Genomic DNA, 16,762 nt, shown 5'->3' on the forward strand with positions numbered 1-16,762 from the left:
GTTAAGCCTAGAGATTTATTTGTTAACTCTCTAACCAACTTGATTTTTTTATTTTAAACTTTTTTTTAATTTTTTAAAAATCATAGTTGATGACACCCTAGGCTATTAAACCAATGTCTTACATCGAATTGGCTTTGTTATAAGGAAAAATACACTCTTGAAGTGGCTGACGCGAGTGCATTTTAACTTTTTTCATCATTCAATATGTGATTTTAATAATTAACCTCGAGTATCGATGTAAGAATAATTATTATTCTCTGCACGCTCGATGTCCCTGCGAAGGCAGGGATCTAAAAATGTTTAAGCACTTAATCCTTGCTACTTCGTATACTTGCAGCAAAACTGCATAACTTTATCTAATTTTTTTGCTAGTATGAATTTTTTATACATTTGGGTTCCTACTATGCAAATACCATCAATTACTATTGAGCAAGTAGCTCAGCAATTTAAAGCTTGGCGTCAAACTAAAACTAACAAGTTTGATCCCATACCAAACCATCTAAAGGAATTAGTTCACCAATTACTCCATCATTATTCTTACCAAGAGATAGCTAAACATCTTAATATTAATATTAATAAAGCAACAATTAGTTCAATTAAAAAAGCCCATGAACCTACCCTCAAAACTTCTCCTGTCTCAGCTTCAAATCAAGCTCTACAACAAAATATTAATTTTGTCCCATTTCAACTAGTAAATTCTATAGCTACTGATCCTGTAGCGAACCCCAAACAAAATCACTATACTTGTCACATTATTAAACCAAATGGTACCAAGCTTATTATCCAAACACTAGAGCCAAAAACCATAATTCAGACATTTCTATGCTGCAACTAACCCCGGCGTCAGTTATTTTTGTTGCCACTATTGCCATCGATTTTCGCAAGGGTATAGATGGCTTAATCGCTGTTTGTAGACAAAAACTTTCTTCTGACCCTCTTAATGGTTCCTTGTTTTTATTCTATAATAAAAACAGAACTGCCATTAAAATTTTGTCCTTTGACGGTCAAGGCTTTTGGCTATGCTCTAAACGCCTATCCAAAGGTAAATTTACGGCAAAACTCTTCCCTTCTGATAATTTATCTTATCAGATTTGCCATAGAACCTTATACATTCTTATTCATAATGGCGATCCTAGTTCTGCCAAACTCTCTAATGATTGGCGTTCTGTCATTTAAGCTGCTGTCTTGATTAATTCCGTATTATTCATATATCTTGCATAGGCAAAAGGGCTATAATTCGCAGGATGCTTCTTTGCTTTGCTACTCTGCTCTTGTAGCCAATTTAAATATTTAAAGGCATTGATCTCGTTCTCACTACAAGTCTTTACTATACTATATAGACCACTATGTATCTCAGCACTATTGATTGTTTTAAAGAATAATGAATTCTTCCTTTGTAAAATAATGGTACGCAGTGATCTCTCAGCCCAATTATTATCAAGACTGCTAACTGGAATTTTTAAAAATTGGGTCAAACCTTCTTTATTATTTAACCAATATCTCATAACTTGTCCAAGCCTACTATTAGGCTCAACTTTCTTGTCGTTAAATAATTCGTCTATTTTGTTATATATGTTTTCTATATATTTACTGCTATGTTCCTGATGATACCCCAGTTTTTCTTCAGGGCTCATCTCTTTACATTGATGTTCATTGTGGTAAATACCACGTGTTTGTTTGAGAAAATATCCGCATTCTTCAGGGTAATATAGTTCATTCTCTGTAAATTTTCTCTGACCATGTGACAAACAATTGATCATCACTATTATTGCTAGTAATTCTTTATCTGCTTCTGATAATACCGGGTTATTATTGTTACTTGCGTCAGTCATTAATTGGATAGAATCTGTTCTATTCTTACGATTCTTTAGTACGTTACCAATATTCTCCCCGCCATGCTTATTACCTGTAAAATATAAAACTATCACCTCATTATTTGTAGTCTTAGCACATATAGTAGTAGTATAACAGCTGCGTCCTTTCTTATTTTGAGTACGTAATTTTTTATTGGCTATAGTAATTTCTAAAATCCTGGCTCTAGTATCATCAAGATTCAGTGAATTACATTCGGCAGCCATTTCCAATAATACCCCGTAAATCTCAGCTCCACCACCTTCTTGCCAAACATCTAAATATTGTTGCCACAACGAACTATATGCTACAGGAAACCCACTTAAACTTTGCAACCTAGATAAACGGTAGAAAGGAGTACCATAGGTCTTTTGTAACACTATTGCACTTCTGCTACTATTTGTCCATTTGTTGATATTTTTATTGTTCATAACTTTATAGTCGCAAGCATTACAGCGTAGCGTTTTCTTTACATATCTGTTGACTGTAATTGGAGCGTTACCTGTGAATTGTAGCAATTTTCTAGCTTCACTATTATATAGTTTGCCATTATAGCAGTGAGGACAGCTATCACCACTACAAAAATTCTCAGGAGCTAAATAGCTGGTATTCGCATCCTTATAATCATCAAACCCATATTTACCTTGCCAATTACTACGATCTATCTTTTTGGGCTTATCGCACTCTTCTTCATTACCACCATTCCCGTTATCAGATTCACTTGGCGGTTCTTTTAATGAATCTGAACTATCTTTTTTTTGTTATCTGCCTTAAAACCAATCAGCATTTCCTTAAGCTTATTTATACTGATATTTGATGATGCTAGCTTGTCTATTAGTTCGTTACAAAATTTCACAAGTTCTATTATCGCTTGCTGATCATTTCCTGTTAATGAATTTGCCTTAATATGTTGTATTAGTTCTTCTCGTTCTTCAGCACTTAAGGTCGCTACTTTTGGCTTTTGCATTTCGATTAATTATCATTATTGTTAATATTTCAGATGTTATAATATACGTCAGTTCGGGATAAGATATAGATGAAATAGTAATAGATAAAAGGATTGTCAAAAAGGAGTGCCTGCAGTATTTATATTTTTAAACAAAAAAACAAACTACAGGCATGAAAAAAGATATCACAGAATTATATAGTTTTATAGATGATTTTTGTAAAATTTATTTGGAGTATGAACAGAGAAAGTTATTACCATCAAATAAGCAGAGAAATCGCTGTTGTAGCATGAGTTTAAGTGAAATGTTAACAATAATAATTATGTTTCATACATCCTATGCTAAGAATTTTAAATTTTTCTATAAAAGTTATATAGAGTGCATGCATAAGGATGATTTCCCTAAAGCCTTGAGTTATAATAGATTTGTTGAATTAATGGCACGATTATTCATACCGCTAAATATGTTGATTCATTTGTTGTTTGGTGAAGAAACAGGTATTTATTTTATTGACTCTACAACGATTAAAGCTTGTCACAATAAAAGGCGTTATAGCAATAAAGTTTTTAAAGGATTAGCCAAACATAGTAAATCCTCTATGGGGTATTTTTATGGTTTTAAATTACATGTAATAATCAATAATAAAGGGGAGTTTATGGCATTAAAAGTGACCAAAGGCAATGTAGATGATAGGGTTCCAGTACCGGAGTTAACAAAAAGATTAACTGGAATTATAGCAGCTGATAAAGGTTATATTAAGCAAAATTTGTTCTTAAATTTATATGAAAGAGGCTTAAAAATGATTCATGGAATTAAGAAGAATATGGAAAATAAATTAATGGATTTGAAAGAAAAAATCTTACTTCGAAAGCGTAACTTAATTGAAACAGTTTTTGATTATCTAAAAAATAAAATGAACCTTGAACATACTAGACATAGATCACCAATAAATGCCTTTGTCCATATATTATCTACTCTTGTTGCTTATTCATTAAAGAAAAATAAACCTTCAACAAAATTTGATTTTAATCTACATGTTCTCAATATCCTTATCCCGAATTGACGTAATTTAGAGGGAAGTTGAAATTGCAATTTATGGATAGGTTTATTTTTCTTAAGAGAATAGGCAACTAGTGTAGAAAGTATATGAACAAAAGCATTTATAGGTGATCTGTGTCTAGTATGCTCAAGGTTCATTTTGTTCTTTAAATAATCAAAAACTGTTTCAATTAAATTACGTTTTCTTAGCATAATCTTCTCCTTTAAATCCATTAATTTATTTGGCATATTTTTCTTAATCCCATGCACCATTTTTAATCCTCTTTCATATAAACTGACGAATAAGTTTTGCTTAATATATCCTTTATCTGCATACATAACTCCAGTTAAACCATCTGTTAACTCAGGTACTGGAATCCTATCATCAACGTTTCCTTTAGTCATTTTTAATGCTATAAATTGTCCTTTTTCATTAATAATTAAGTGTAACTTGAACCCATAAAAATAACCCATTGATGATTTGCTATGTTTTGCTAGCCCCTTAAATATTTTATTACTATATCGCCTTTTATTATGGCAAGCCTTGATTGTCGTTGCATCAATAAAATAACTACCTGTTTCCTCGCCAAATAACAAATGCATAAGAATATTAAGTGGGACAAACAATCTAGGCATTAACTCGACAAAACGGTTATAGCTCAATGCTTTTGGGAAATCACCTTTGTGGATATATTCTATACAAGTCTTATAAAAATATTTAAAGTTTTTAGCATAAGAAGTATGATACATTACCATAATTGTCATAATCTCGCTTAAACTCATATCACAACGGCGATTCCTTTGTTTTTCTGTTGGTAATAATTTCTTTTTTTCGTATTCATAGTAAATTTTACAAAAATCGTCTATAAAACTATATAATTCTGTGATATCTTTTTTCATGCCTGTGTTTATTTCTTTTTCCACAAAAACATTTATCACAGGCATTAACTCCTTGCAACTCTTATATCTACACTATTCTTTCTTATCCCTTATCCCGAATTGACGTTACTTGTGTCGGGTTATTCTTATCTACCTTACCACCGGCTATTGCCGTGTAAGCATAATGGCTACCTCTATCCACATACAGAGAACTAAATAACCCTTTAGCTTCTATGACTTCTGTCAGGGCTATAAAACAACTTGCTGTTCCTTCTTCCTCTATTAAAAATGCTGAATATATTTCATTGCTAGCATCGTCCATTGTCACTATCAAGTCCGGATGATACCCTAGTCCATAAATCCACTCATGGGTAGAACCATCCTGATGCAGCATCATGCCAACCATGGACTTCCTAGCTCTTTTAAGACGATGGTGAGGCTTCTTATTAATAAGTTTACTTACTAATCCACATCCTTGCAGCGATATCCTAACAAAATTATAACTATGCTTAAATTTATGTTTCTTTACTAGCTGTTCATGAAAATGCTTAGATGTAAAATCATAGTATGTTTCTTCGTATAATTTTAGCATTTGCTCTACTTCATCTACTGCTACTTTGTTAGGTGGCATATGACCTATCCTTCTATCTAACAGACCAAAAAATCCACTTTCTTCATACCTCACTTTCTTTCGTCTAAATGTTCTCTCTCTACATCCTAATAAATCTGCTGCAACTTCGTTGCTAATTTCTCCTCTATCGTATCTGTCGTATATTTCTTCAAATCGCATTTTTATAACCTCTTGTAATATTTTTGTCTTACTTGGCATAACCTCTCTCTTCTATTGTTATTGAGAGAGACTTATACTCTATTTACGGACAATTACCTTGTTACCAAATACGGTCATACACCTTGTTATCGACAATTCCTATTAAGACTAGTTTACAAAAAGTACGCGAAATGATAGTATAATGGACTGAAAAATTTAGACAAAAAAGCAGGTAGTTTTGTTTTGTAATAAGATATAATAAAAATTATACTTAGGATAAACGAATGGCAAAGAAACAAAGTAGCACCAAACAAAATGCTATACATTATGTAAAAACATAAACAAACTATTAGAAGCAGTTTGTTAGTAGCCATACAACTTGAATATTTTAGGATAGACGAAATATATACCGATAATCCTGAATTTGGATATTGTTGTATACATAGGCAATTATTAGAAAATGGTTTTAATAGACTTCTTTCGAGACTTCATCTGAGAGGTGGTTTTGTCGTCAGAATTAATCTCAAAATCCTCACGTACGTTTGTCGTACTGCTTACGGTTTTTCGATTAATTTTTTCTAAAAACCCTTATCTCATATCTAGTTTCGAAAGAAGTCTAATGTTAGGTAGGGATAGAATACACAAATATATGGAGATAATGGGCATAGAAGCTATTTATCTGCATAAGAAGAAAGCTGTTTCTGTGAAGGATAATCAGCATAAAATTCATAGTTACTTGCTTGATCAATACTGGATCAAATCAGGAAAAACGAAAACGATCTATGTACCTAATGTCAATGAGGTATAGAGTGACAATATAACTTACATTAGAACTAATGGTGGTTTTATGTATCTTGCAGCTATTATAAATACTAAATAATATGAATAATAATAACTTAAAAATAATAGTTGAAACAAAAACATTAACTCAGGCTTTGGCTTTTGCCAATTCTGTAGTAGAAAAACGTAACGTAATTGCTGAGCTTAGTCATGTTAAATTATCATCTAAGGATGGTAAGCTAGAGCTAATAACTACTAACATGGAAATATATTTAAGCCAAAAAGTAGCAGCTCAAGTAATAAGTGAAGGCGAAATAATGGTATCTACTAAAACATTAAATGACATAATAAGAAAGATATCTGATAATGATGTAACGCTCAGTGTCTCAAATGAAACAGATCAGCTTGAAATTTTAGGAAAGAATTGTGCTTTTAACCTACTAACCCTACATGCTAACCAGTTCCCTGCGTTAGATGATATTAATGTTGAAACTACTTTAAAAATATCTTGTAGTGATTTTGTTAAAATGATCGACGGTACTTTGTTTTCGGTATCCGTTGATGAAACTCGTTATAATCTTAATGGTGTTTATTTCTACGTAAAAGATGAAGAATGTTGTATGGCTAGCACCGATGGGCATAGATTATCAGTGTCAGTAGTAAAAATAGCCAATAATGCTAGCGAGTTTGGAGTTATTTTACCTAAAAAGACTCTCGAGGAAATTGTTAAGATACTGAAAGACCCCAAGAATATTCAACTGGAAATTGAAATTTTTCTAAGTGTTAATAGGATTAAATTTGTTTGCAATGATATTATGATGGTATCAAAACTAATTGATGGAACTTTTCCGGATTATCAAGCTTTTATCCCAGTAGAGAACAACTATAAACTTACTATTAATACCAAGTTGCTAGCTGATGCTATAGATAGAGTAGCGACAATAACTATAGACAAATTTCAAGCAATAAAATTGATTTTATCAAAAGACTTGCTTGAAATTACCGCTTCTGGAGAAGCAAGAGGCGTGGCTAAAGAATGCATACCATGTTCTCTAGATGAAAGTAATTTATGCATTTTTGATTATGAAGATAATCTGTCTATAGGTTTTAATCCTAAATATCTTACTGACGCACTAAGTGCTGTGTTAAGTGCTACTAAAGCAAACCAAGTTGAGCTATACTTTTTAAATGCATCATCACCAATGTTATTGAAAACCCTTCAGAATCCTAAAGATGTTTTTGTGATTATGCCAGTTAAGGTTTAATATTAACCTTAATTCGATGTAACAAGTTAATACTAACCTCAGTTCGATATATCTTTTGCTTTGAAAAAGCTAATCTTTTTTTTCATATTTAGGCATTCTAGCATCTAAGCGATATTGATTAATTCCATCAATGTGAGATCTAACTTCTTTTTTAATAAGTTCTTTTCTTTCTTCTATTTTCTTTAGTACTGCTTTACTATACTCTAAAGATTGATTGTCCGCATTAGCTTCAGCTTTCTCACGCATAATTTCATAATGTTCTTGTCTGCGTGCATATCTATCGTCATCTATTATTTTCTGCTCAATCTTATAAGCACTGTCAATCATATTACGAGTTTGAGTATCCGTTGCTTTTTCTCGCATGAATCGCTCGCCCATCAACACGGGATTCTCTCCCTCATCACCTTCACCTTTAGCTAAAGCATCATATATCTCAAAGGCAAGTTTTTTGTTAGATAGTTCTGCATAATATGCACTATCTGCTGTTCTATCCTGTAATTCAAGCTTGGCTAGATATTCAGGAGATGAAATATCTCCTTGAACAGCAATGGTTTCTTTATTGATTTTAGTTAAAAGTTCTTGATGTTCCAAAGATCGTTGCTGATCCTTAAGTGATTCACTATGGGTTCTAAGTCTTGGATCATTATAATTAAAATCTTCCCATTCTGCTCCAGTTAAGTTACCCTCAAAAGCATCCCGTAAATCTTTACCAACAATAGCAGTAAGTGCCTCTCGTTTTAATCCTTCATAACCAGCATATATTCTCTCTCCTATATTTTTACGCTTCTTATCACGTAGCTCTCTCTTTTCATCAATACGCCTATTCATCTCTTGCCAACTTTTGAGTGGTGCTATATTTTTACCAAATAACCCTATTCCCCTTGCTGACATTGCTTGATATGCATCTACGTAAGCTTGCTGGAAATCTTTGGTAAACTTTGCATCACTCGCTAATTCTCGTAAAGTTTTACCATCTTTAGTTTTCATTAAATCATCAAGCTCTTTCTGCTGATCTTTGTCAAGTTTTTTACCTTCTCCAAATTTAAGACCCGCTAAATAATCACGAAGTTCGGAGTAACTATTACCCTCAAATTCTTTATCCGTTCCCTCCGGTTTAATTGCTTTAATAACCTCACTAATACCCTTTTGGTAATCAGCTTGAGCATGAACATTAACATCTTCATAATCTATACCATAAGTTCTTTTTACTTCATCTAAAACACTAGATTTTACTGTCCTTGGATTCAGAGCTTCTTTTCTTACCCCTTCTATCAACCACTTGCCCTCAATCATCATGTTCTCATAGGCATTGGCAATGGGCATGGTTGCTATTTCGATTGCTTGATTTGCCCTTTGTTTAGCAGCCTTTAGAACATAATTTGCAGGTCTCTCTATTTGCTGTTGAATAGGGGCATAAGCAGCTTGTCCAATCGCTTGTAAATTTGTTAGATTACCTGAGGTGCTAGATAAGAATTTAGCACTTGAAACAGCTATATCATTAAATTTACTTAGTAAATAAACACATACAAAAATTAACAATAATCCATCCAGCTGAACAAACTTACCACTGAAAAATTTATCAATTCTTGTTGAATCTTGGACTGGATCTAAAAATGGTAATTCAACATATCTTTCCTCAATACATTGATAAGCTAAACATAGTTTGCCATCTTCTGATCCATCATAGCTGCGATGATCGACAGGCACTAATATATTAGCCTTTGTTTTAGAAAATTTGCCAGCTTTCATTGGAGATGGAAACCACCAATAAAATATTGAGTCTCCAAGACTAGTGTCTAGATCTTCATTCATACTACCAAATAGGTCATTTATCGGTCCTAAATTTGGGAAGTCATACTTACATACCCCAAAACCAAGTGAAGAATATATTTCTGTTCTGATAATCATTGAAATAAAAGCAATACCAGTAAATAATATAATTGGTTGCAGTGCATAGGAAATCAGCTGTCTTAACCAGTTTTCAAACAATGAACGCGTGATACCAAATAACATAAAGCAAATGAATATTGGAGCCATTATGATAATCATCCCAACGGTTATCAGTACTGTAAGATATATAATAGTAGCCTTAAATACCATCATGAAGATAAAATAAAGGGCTATCAAGAATAAAATTATATATATAAATCCTAACGGATCGACAAATAGTAATGAAAATAATTTTGCCATAGTTTGCGGGGCTATCATTAAACCTATAATACTCCAAGATCCAGGTCCGGTAGCTGCTGTTTCTTTAATTATTTGTAATATTTCTGCTACCCCTTCCATAAAAAACACGAATAAGTAATCATGGAAAAATTGCCAGCTACTAGTTGAACTAAGTAACGTAGATACTATACTAACTTTTACTACTCTAATTATTAATTCAGTATGTGTGAGATTAACATTACCAATCAGGAAAGAAAATCCTGTAAATATAATATACAAAGTTAACAGAGCCGAAACAGATACACGATACCCCGGTGTTTTAATAATACCCTCATAAATTGACCTAACTAGTCCTTTATTCTTGCCATCACCAAATAACTCAGCTTTTATTAAATTCGTTAAAAATTCAATAGGGTCAGGTCTAGTGTCAGTGACCCCAGATTTAATAACTACACGGTACTGACCATTATTATCATCGTAAAATTTATCTAAAATCTTAAAATATAATGGGCATTGAACGTATTTAACTTTATCCTCATCTGCATATTGATAACTTATTCCTCCAGCTTTTACTAATTCCCCTCTTTTATTAAGATCATAAAGTGCATAACCAACAAGAGGTGTACCAAGGTGGGCGGTAATGCCTTTTGGTGTACGTTGTGTATCCAAAGAGAGATTAGGATTTGTATCACGCTCAGCAATTAACATGTATAGCCCTACACCATTTTTAAATAAACATGGTGCATTACTAATTTTAGCATCCTTACTTTTAGTACACATGACGCCATCTATAAATTGGCATACTTGTAGTCTCTTACAAAATTCAGATAAAGTATTGGTATTATTTTCCTGACCATACCACGCACTCCAAGCTGATAATTCTGTAGAGTTGTTTTTATCTCCTTTAGAATAATCCCAAGTTTTTACCAACATAGTAAGTGGTTGACCATTTACATTATATCCAGTATCGATCCAAGGAGCTGTTTGATTATCTTGTTGTTGCCCGCTTAACTTTTCTTTTTTATATCTTGAAGAAATTACAAATTTTATAAAGCCAAAATCATCTGCATCAATGCACCTATCACCAGTACACCCTGAAAGGCACAACATAGAAATTAATAAAATAACAAAAATATTCTTCATTTATAAAAACCTAGGCTTAAATAGTAATTATTCCTTTTTATTAGATCCACCACCCGCTTCACCACCAGTGTCTGAATCATTTCTCGAGGCAAATATTTTGCCAGTATATTCTTTCTTGCCGTCAGGATCACTTTTCCTAGCTTTATAATTTTGATCTATCACCTTATCCTTAAATATCCTAGCTGGAGCAAAAGCTAAATCCTTGACTGGTTTTGCCACAGATTCCATATCCTGTATAATAGATTGCGTAGGATTAGAAGGCCTTTGGAAATCACCCTCTTGTCTTGCAGGTGTTACGTTGGTCAATTGAGCAACTACTATAGTCACATAATCGACAAGTCCATAACACATTAGGCAATAAGCATAGAATAATAAGCTACTGGTAAATATTACCAAGAATGTCCCGGTAGAATTTAATAAATCCTTTGCATCATTAATTTCCGTAACATACGGCGTAAAGAAAGGTATCCCAGGTAAAAATGGTATTTTGAAAGAAAAATTAATCGGTATGTCCATATGCGTTAGATCTAATCCTATAGCTATTGGGATAAATTCAGAGTTCCAGCATGCTCTTACCACAATTTTTAAAAGTTGTTCAGACATCACCTGATCTATTAATAGAAAAAATATTAATAATATGGTTGGTTGCATCATGTAACTAAATAAAGTAGATAACCAGTTATCGAAAATGCTTTTTGTCTTCTCAAATAGTACCAAAATTATGAATAATGGTGCTAAAGATATCATAATCGCAAGACCAATATAGGCTATAACGTAACCTATGATAACTTCCAAAATGGCTCTAAAATAAAGCGTCAGAGAATAAATAGTCATGATAGCAACAAGAGCAAGACCATTATGAATTTGGAGTAATTGTATAAATAAAAGCCCCCAAAATCTGCCATTGGTATATTTATCAAATATTGGATCAATAAAACCAAAAATGTTAGCTTTAGAACTAGTAAGCCCTACTACATTGGTCATTAGATAGTCAGTACCCTTAATAAAGGCGTTAAATAAGTAATTATTGAAAAAGTGCCAACTATCATCTCCTATCAGTATTACTATCAAAGTGATTTTTATAATTCTTGTTAATAAGTCTTTGGCAGTTATTTGAATAGCACCCGCTAAAAAGGTTAAAGCATATATTATTACGTAAAGAATCAATGCGGCTTTTATGATTCGGTGTAATGTTACATTTTTAGTTAGTTTAGTATAAAAATTCATAGTAAATTTATGAAACTCATCGGTAATAGGTTTAACTGCCCCTTTATATACAATATCTGAAAACCAAGTACTTCCAGTGTAATTAGCATAATTTACCTTAATTAATCCCATTACCTCTTTATTAGGATTCTTTACCCTAATCCATAAATAACCATCTTTGTCAGCATCAGTTGAAAAATCTTGGTTGATTTGTGTACCCACTAGCGATGCAAGTGGTGTCCAACCATCTTTCATTATTATATATTCAACTTCTATGTCTTTCTGCTGTGCATCACTAACAGTCTTATCACCATTACCTACTTCTACCATCATAATGTAGCGTCCAAAATGTAGAAAACTGCTACTTAAATCTACAGCAGGACTATTAATATAAAAATTAAGTTTATCAAGATCAGAAAATGTAGTCCAATCACTCATTAAAGGTTTATCTAGGGAAGTAAACATTCCTTGGATTGACCAATCAGTTAAAAAATCTAAATCTCCAGCAATATCAGATTTATAATATAAGAAACTCTTTTTTAAAAATTTAGAATATACAAAGTTCTCTGCTTCTCTCTTTATAATCTGATTATTTACCAATATCCTCATTCCTCTCCCTTGATCATAGAAGCATACGGGAGAGTTATTTTTATCATTAGCAAAATTAGGACAAGTCGTAATAGCTAAACGGTTCATATCTTGTATAATCGCCGGATTCAACGGTTTGCCAACTAATGCTAATTTATCTAACACCTTGTATTTTGTATTTGCTCCAGTACCCTGGCACACTTTATCCCTTGAAGGATCAATAGAATCACATAATTTTTCTGCAGTTGAATATAGTATTTTATTATCAAGGTTGCTATTTGTATAAAGTGACGGAACTCCTAACATATTATTGTCAAGCTCTGACTTTAAAAAATCTTCGTCAGTAGCTACACTAAAAAAATCTCCTGCTCCTGCGAGAGTTATATTTATGACATCACCTTTTTCTACTCGAATTTTCTGTCTATTGTTAGCAAAATTAAAATAGTCTACATAATTCTGCATTTTGCTAAATGCCAAACTTGTATAATCTTTAGTAGGATCAGTTGCCTTAAATTTAGGAAAATTAGTAGCTTCATACTTTTTAGTTAAATGATTAAAAGTTTTAATAAATATTTGTGGTCTATTGAATCTTGGATCTATACGGTACATCACTCGGTATCTTCTTGGACTACTTACAGCTCCCCTAGTACTCCAGTCAAACTTAATTGCTTTATCTTTTTTGACATAGTTACCAGTAGAATTCCATTCATTTGGTTTTACAAGGTCTAAAGAAATGCTACCTTCTTGAAAACTATTGAATTTTGGTACTTCTAGACATGATGCAAATAAGGTTTTAAGCCCATCTAAACTTGAATTCATCCAATCAAGTTTACTGTCATCATCATTAGCTTTGGCAGGATGACAGGCTAACAGAACTACTAAGGCAATAAAAACTTGCCCCTTAAGTAGAAAATCTACCAACAAAATTAGATGCCTGAAATTTCTCATCCTATTATTCACTTCATTTTCAGTTATTACTTTGGATTCGCATTAGAACCACTTTCATTACCACTACCACTCTCAACACCACTTCTTGGATTATGATCCTTATTGTTACCATCACTATCCTTGGTATCACCTTTTGACCTAGCTTTATTCCCTTTATCAATTGCTTTATTCCTATTTTTTAATCTACCAGCAGCTTCTTTCTTAATTGTATCTCTAGATGTCTTATCTAAACCAACCTTTTTTAAAGCTCCTTGTTCCATTGCCGATGACATTGCATGCCCCATAGATGTAGCAGAAGGTCCAGCGGTACTAGTCAATTTTGCCACCATTTTTCCAGAAAATTCAACATAACCATACATTCCATAAGCAATCATAATTAATGCAATATAATGTTGCATATTCAAACCCATCATACCAGAACGAGAATCCATTCCCCAAGGTACAAACCAATTGATACAAAAAATCTCTAAATTAGAGAAAATCGCAGGAAGACCTGGGATAGCGGGAAATGGAACTTTTATAGGTAAAGCACATTTCCAACACACACTATAACCAGTTGCAAAATCCAAGTAAATTGTAAATAACTGAGTAAGTATAATAATTCCTGCCATTAAAATTACTGGCTCTATCATATATCTAAAAGTAAACCTCACCCAATTATCAAATAAATATCTAGTGAAATCAAATAGCATAAACGTAAGAAACAATGGAGCTATACCAATTAATATAGCGATTGCCATAAATGCCATAATATAAACTGCCACGGCTCGAAGAGCGGTGATGATTACTATCATTGTAGCAATAAATACTATAACAAAATAAATCAATCCACTAAGACCCATAGAGATTAAAGAAAGCACTTGACCAGCAAAAGTTTTACTGAACAATATTTTACTCATTAATGCATCTAGGAACATGAAAGGATTTGTTATCTTATTCGTCGATGAAAACATGCTATAGCCACTCATATTCGAGATGATTCCATCTGAAAAGTTAGTTACAAAAGCAAATATATAATTATTGAAAAATCCAAAAGTACTTTCATTCATTAACCCACTAACTATAGCAATTTTTGCTATCCTAATTACCAAATCCTGTTGGTTGATTTTGACCATACCTAATAAAAACATTGCTCCGTATGACATAACGTAGAGAATTAATACAGCTTTTATATAGTTAAAAAAGTTAGTACAAGTAGTAACTCCCCCACCATAGCAGGTCATATTCTCGAAAATCATTATAGCTATACCTTTAATTTTTCCTTTTAATGACTCAAATAAAGGGGTTAAAATATTTAAAGTAAAACTACCAACTTTTTCTGAGGTAAAGAATTGTACTTTATACCTACCATAACTTTCTTTATAATCCTCTTTTTTATTGCAAATTCTCATCCATAGATACCCATTGCCACTTGTAGTAATCTTCGCATTACCTTCTGCATCATCCATATTAATATTATTAGCGGTATAAGGTTTACTAGATGTGTTAGGATTTTTGTCATATGGTACTACTAAATATTGTACTTTACCACGATTAGCCTCAACATCATCAAAACTCTCGCCATTAGTTCTTCGACATTTGGTCTGCTTAATATTTAAGACATAGCCACCAGTATTATTGGTATATTTGTTATCTTTTGACCATAAACGATATTGTAAATATGTTTTTGCTGTACCGGCTAGAGTCCCATTATAAATGATTTTAGCAGCTCTACTATTATTTATTGGATCATACGTTTTGTCTCCCTCAATTACTTTGGCAAATTTATAGTTTCCTCCTAAAGATTTGGCATTAGTTGGAGTCTCACTGTTATCCATTCTATATAACAGACCTGTTGCTTGATCAGCAGAATACCAAAAACGTTTTTGACTTTTTTGGTAGGTATCACTAATTATTATAGCGGCATCTTTGGTATTATAATTACCTGGGTCAGGACAGTCACCTGTTGGAACATCATCCGTATAAGTACAACGTAACCCTGTATTAAAATATAACTTATTGAAGTCATCCGACCAAGGAAAACTATAACTATTATCTTCTTTATAAACTTCCGGAGCAGTTTTATATGTGCTAACATATGCACCCACTTTAGAACATTCTTTTGGACAACAACCACTATCAAAAAAGCAACTTGCCGCATCGCATCCCCACAGTGACGAAATACATGCTCGGGGACAAAATTTGGTTTGTTTATTATAATAATTATCCTGCCACTTACAATTATCAACATACTGCCCAGAATATATTGAATATCTACCACATAATGGACTATATGTTTTTTGTCCTTCTGAACAATCTGCTGTCTCTATAAAATTTTTAAATTCACCATCTTGCTTAACAAGCTTAAAGACATTTTTTACACTAGCCACATTATTAGGCAAAGCCGGCAATTTTTTGTGATCCGGTAAAATTGATACTATGATCTTATCGTTAATAAACAATTCAGCTATATTTCGCCATTCATCAGTTTTAGCATCAAAAATTAAAGATAGTGGTTCTGCATTAGTTTCTTCAATCCTAGGGATGGCAACCATGTTATTATTGGTATCTAGATCTAAAGATTGTTGAATATTATTTTTGGGGATATAAGCCCTACAAAGACTTATGTTACCCTCTATTTTAAACTTAATATCCTGCTTATCTTTATCTGTAACAGCTAAATTAGTATTTAACCATTCTCCATAGTGATCAGGATCATACTCAGTCTCAATTGAATCATCTGATTTTGTTTTGGTAATAACAGTATAGTTTGCTGTTGCGTTAAGCATGATTGTATTAGTAATACGATCAGTACTACCTCCCTTTGCGTCTTGATCATATCTAAGGAGGCAACCGTTGGTAATTTTTACTGACCCTATCATCGCAAGTAATACCATAACAACGCTAACCACTAGAGCCGCTATGCCTAATACTATTATAAGTTTTGATAAATTTCCTTTCATACAATTTTTATACAATAATATCCAAGTTAATTACTGCCACTTAAGCAGCTTCAATGTGATTCCCGCTTCCTGTCATATATAGTCAAAACGATGTCATCCCAGCATAGGCATTGCCCGCGTGAATCACTAGTATGTCATCCCAGCGTAGGCTGGGATCTCAAAAACCTTTACGTCTAAGGTGTTTTTGTATTTTTAGATTCCCGCCTACGCGGGAATGACATCTTCTCGACTTCTTTT

The 16,762-nt window shown here is 32.7% G+C and carries 11 protein-coding genes and 1 pseudogene; 5 read left to right on the forward strand and 7 right to left on the reverse strand.

Translation table 11 applies throughout. From position 1 onward, the window contains the following. Positions 1 to 403: 403 nt before the first annotated feature. Complete coding sequence (locus ACN1AG_RS00435) at positions 404 to 835, forward strand: hypothetical protein (RefSeq protein ID WP_417904493.1); 432 nt, start codon at positions 404 to 406, stop codon at positions 833 to 835. Next, entirely contained in the window at positions 823 to 1,176 is a 354-nt protein-coding gene (tnpB, locus tag ACN1AG_RS00440; protein WP_341757307.1) for an IS66 family insertion sequence element accessory protein TnpB, read from the forward strand. Before ACN1AG_RS00435 ends, tnpB begins: the two co-directional genes overlap by 13 nt. Here the strand turns inward: tnpB and ACN1AG_RS00445 are convergent. Next, the gene (locus ACN1AG_RS00445) at positions 1,173 to 2,282 is read right to left on the reverse strand and encodes an IS66 family transposase (RefSeq protein WP_417904515.1); all 1,110 of its coding nucleotides are present in this window, start codon (positions 2,280 to 2,282) and stop codon (positions 1,173 to 1,175) included. The genes tnpB and ACN1AG_RS00445 overlap by 4 nt on opposite strands. A gap of 302 nt (positions 2,283 to 2,584) precedes the next feature. After that, positions 2,585 to 2,818, reverse strand: coding sequence for a hypothetical protein (locus ACN1AG_RS00450; RefSeq protein ID WP_417904495.1), 234 nt, complete (start codon positions 2,816 to 2,818; stop codon positions 2,585 to 2,587). A gap of 152 nt (positions 2,819 to 2,970) precedes the next feature. On the opposite strand from ACN1AG_RS00450, the gene ACN1AG_RS00455 reads away from it, so the two are divergent. Continuing rightward, positions 2,971 to 3,861: an IS982 family transposase gene (locus ACN1AG_RS00455; RefSeq protein ID WP_367363772.1), complete on the forward strand. Its 891-nt coding sequence runs from the start codon at positions 2,971 to 2,973 to the stop codon at positions 3,859 to 3,861. A gap of 14 nt (positions 3,862 to 3,875) precedes the next feature. On the opposite strand, the pseudogene ACN1AG_RS00460 reads toward ACN1AG_RS00455, so the two are convergent. After that, positions 3,876 to 4,736 (reverse strand): annotated as a pseudogene (locus tag ACN1AG_RS00460) (IS982 family transposase); the annotation flags it as partial. Positions 4,737 to 4,818: 82 nt separating this feature from the next. Next, the gene (locus ACN1AG_RS00465; protein WP_417905078.1) at positions 4,819 to 5,544 is read right to left on the reverse strand and encodes a hypothetical protein; all 726 of its coding nucleotides are present in this window, start codon (positions 5,542 to 5,544) and stop codon (positions 4,819 to 4,821) included. Positions 5,545 to 6,103: 559 nt separating this feature from the next. Here ACN1AG_RS00465 and ACN1AG_RS00470 point away from each other — a divergent pair. Together ACN1AG_RS00470 and dnaN are read left to right on the forward strand one after the other, a co-directional pair. Then, positions 6,104 to 6,292 carry a hypothetical protein gene (locus tag ACN1AG_RS00470; RefSeq protein WP_417905079.1) on the forward strand — a complete coding sequence of 63 codons (189 nt, stop codon included), beginning with the start codon at positions 6,104 to 6,106 and terminating at the stop codon, positions 6,290 to 6,292. Between the two features lie 73 nt (positions 6,293 to 6,365). Further along, entirely contained in the window at positions 6,366 to 7,529 is a 1,164-nt protein-coding gene (dnaN, locus tag ACN1AG_RS00475) for a DNA polymerase III subunit beta (RefSeq protein ID WP_367364720.1), read from the forward strand. Positions 7,530 to 7,598: 69 nt separating this feature from the next. Here dnaN and ACN1AG_RS00480 read toward each other — a convergent pair whose 3' ends face one another. Genes ACN1AG_RS00480 through ACN1AG_RS00490 form a run of 3 tightly spaced genes read right to left on the reverse strand, consistent with a single transcriptional unit; the run spans position 7,599 to position 16,525 of the window. After that, entirely contained in the window at positions 7,599 to 10,841 is a 3,243-nt protein-coding gene (locus ACN1AG_RS00480; RefSeq protein ID WP_417905080.1) for a type IV secretion system protein, read from the reverse strand. A gap of 27 nt (positions 10,842 to 10,868) precedes the next feature. Further along, entirely contained in the window at positions 10,869 to 13,583 is a 2,715-nt protein-coding gene (locus ACN1AG_RS00485) for a type IV secretion system protein (protein ID WP_417905081.1), read from the reverse strand. A gap of 26 nt (positions 13,584 to 13,609) precedes the next feature. Continuing rightward, positions 13,610 to 16,525 carry a type IV secretion system protein gene (locus ACN1AG_RS00490; protein WP_417905082.1) on the reverse strand — a complete coding sequence of 972 codons (2,916 nt, stop codon included), beginning with the start codon at positions 16,523 to 16,525 and terminating at the stop codon, positions 13,610 to 13,612. Between the last annotated feature and the right edge of the window lie 237 nt (positions 16,526 to 16,762).

Source organism: Candidatus Tisiphia endosymbiont of Micropterix aruncella (genome assembly GCF_965178575.1).
Lineage (GTDB): Bacteria > Pseudomonadota > Alphaproteobacteria > Rickettsiales > Rickettsiaceae > Tisiphia.

Excerpts from the sequence above, each read along its gene's own strand:
- ACN1AG_RS00435 (WP_417904493.1), top strand. The coding sequence starts at position 404 with ATGCAAATACCATCAATTACTATTGAGCAAGTAGCTCAGCAATTTAAA.
- tnpB (WP_341757307.1), top strand. The coding sequence starts at position 823 with ATGCTGCAACTAACCCCGGCGTCAGTTATTTTTGTTGCCACTATTGCC.
- ACN1AG_RS00445 (WP_417904515.1), bottom strand. The coding sequence starts at position 2,282 with ATGAACAATAAAAATATCAACAAATGGACAAATAGTAGCAGAAGTGCA.
- ACN1AG_RS00450 (WP_417904495.1), bottom strand. The coding sequence starts at position 2,818 with ATGCAAAAGCCAAAAGTAGCGACCTTAAGTGCTGAAGAACGAGAAGAA.
- ACN1AG_RS00455 (WP_367363772.1), top strand. The coding sequence starts at position 2,971 with ATGAAAAAAGATATCACAGAATTATATAGTTTTATAGATGATTTTTGT.
- ACN1AG_RS00465 (WP_417905078.1), bottom strand. The coding sequence starts at position 5,544 with ATGCCAAGTAAGACAAAAATATTACAAGAGGTTATAAAAATGCGATTT.
- ACN1AG_RS00470 (WP_417905079.1), top strand. The coding sequence starts at position 6,104 with ATGTTAGGTAGGGATAGAATACACAAATATATGGAGATAATGGGCATA.
- dnaN (WP_367364720.1), top strand. The coding sequence starts at position 6,366 with ATGAATAATAATAACTTAAAAATAATAGTTGAAACAAAAACATTAACT.
- ACN1AG_RS00480 (WP_417905080.1), bottom strand. The coding sequence starts at position 10,841 with ATGAAGAATATTTTTGTTATTTTATTAATTTCTATGTTGTGCCTTTCA.
- ACN1AG_RS00485 (WP_417905081.1), bottom strand. The coding sequence starts at position 13,583 with ATGAGAAATTTCAGGCATCTAATTTTGTTGGTAGATTTTCTACTTAAG.
- ACN1AG_RS00490 (WP_417905082.1), bottom strand. The coding sequence starts at position 16,525 with ATGAAAGGAAATTTATCAAAACTTATAATAGTATTAGGCATAGCGGCT.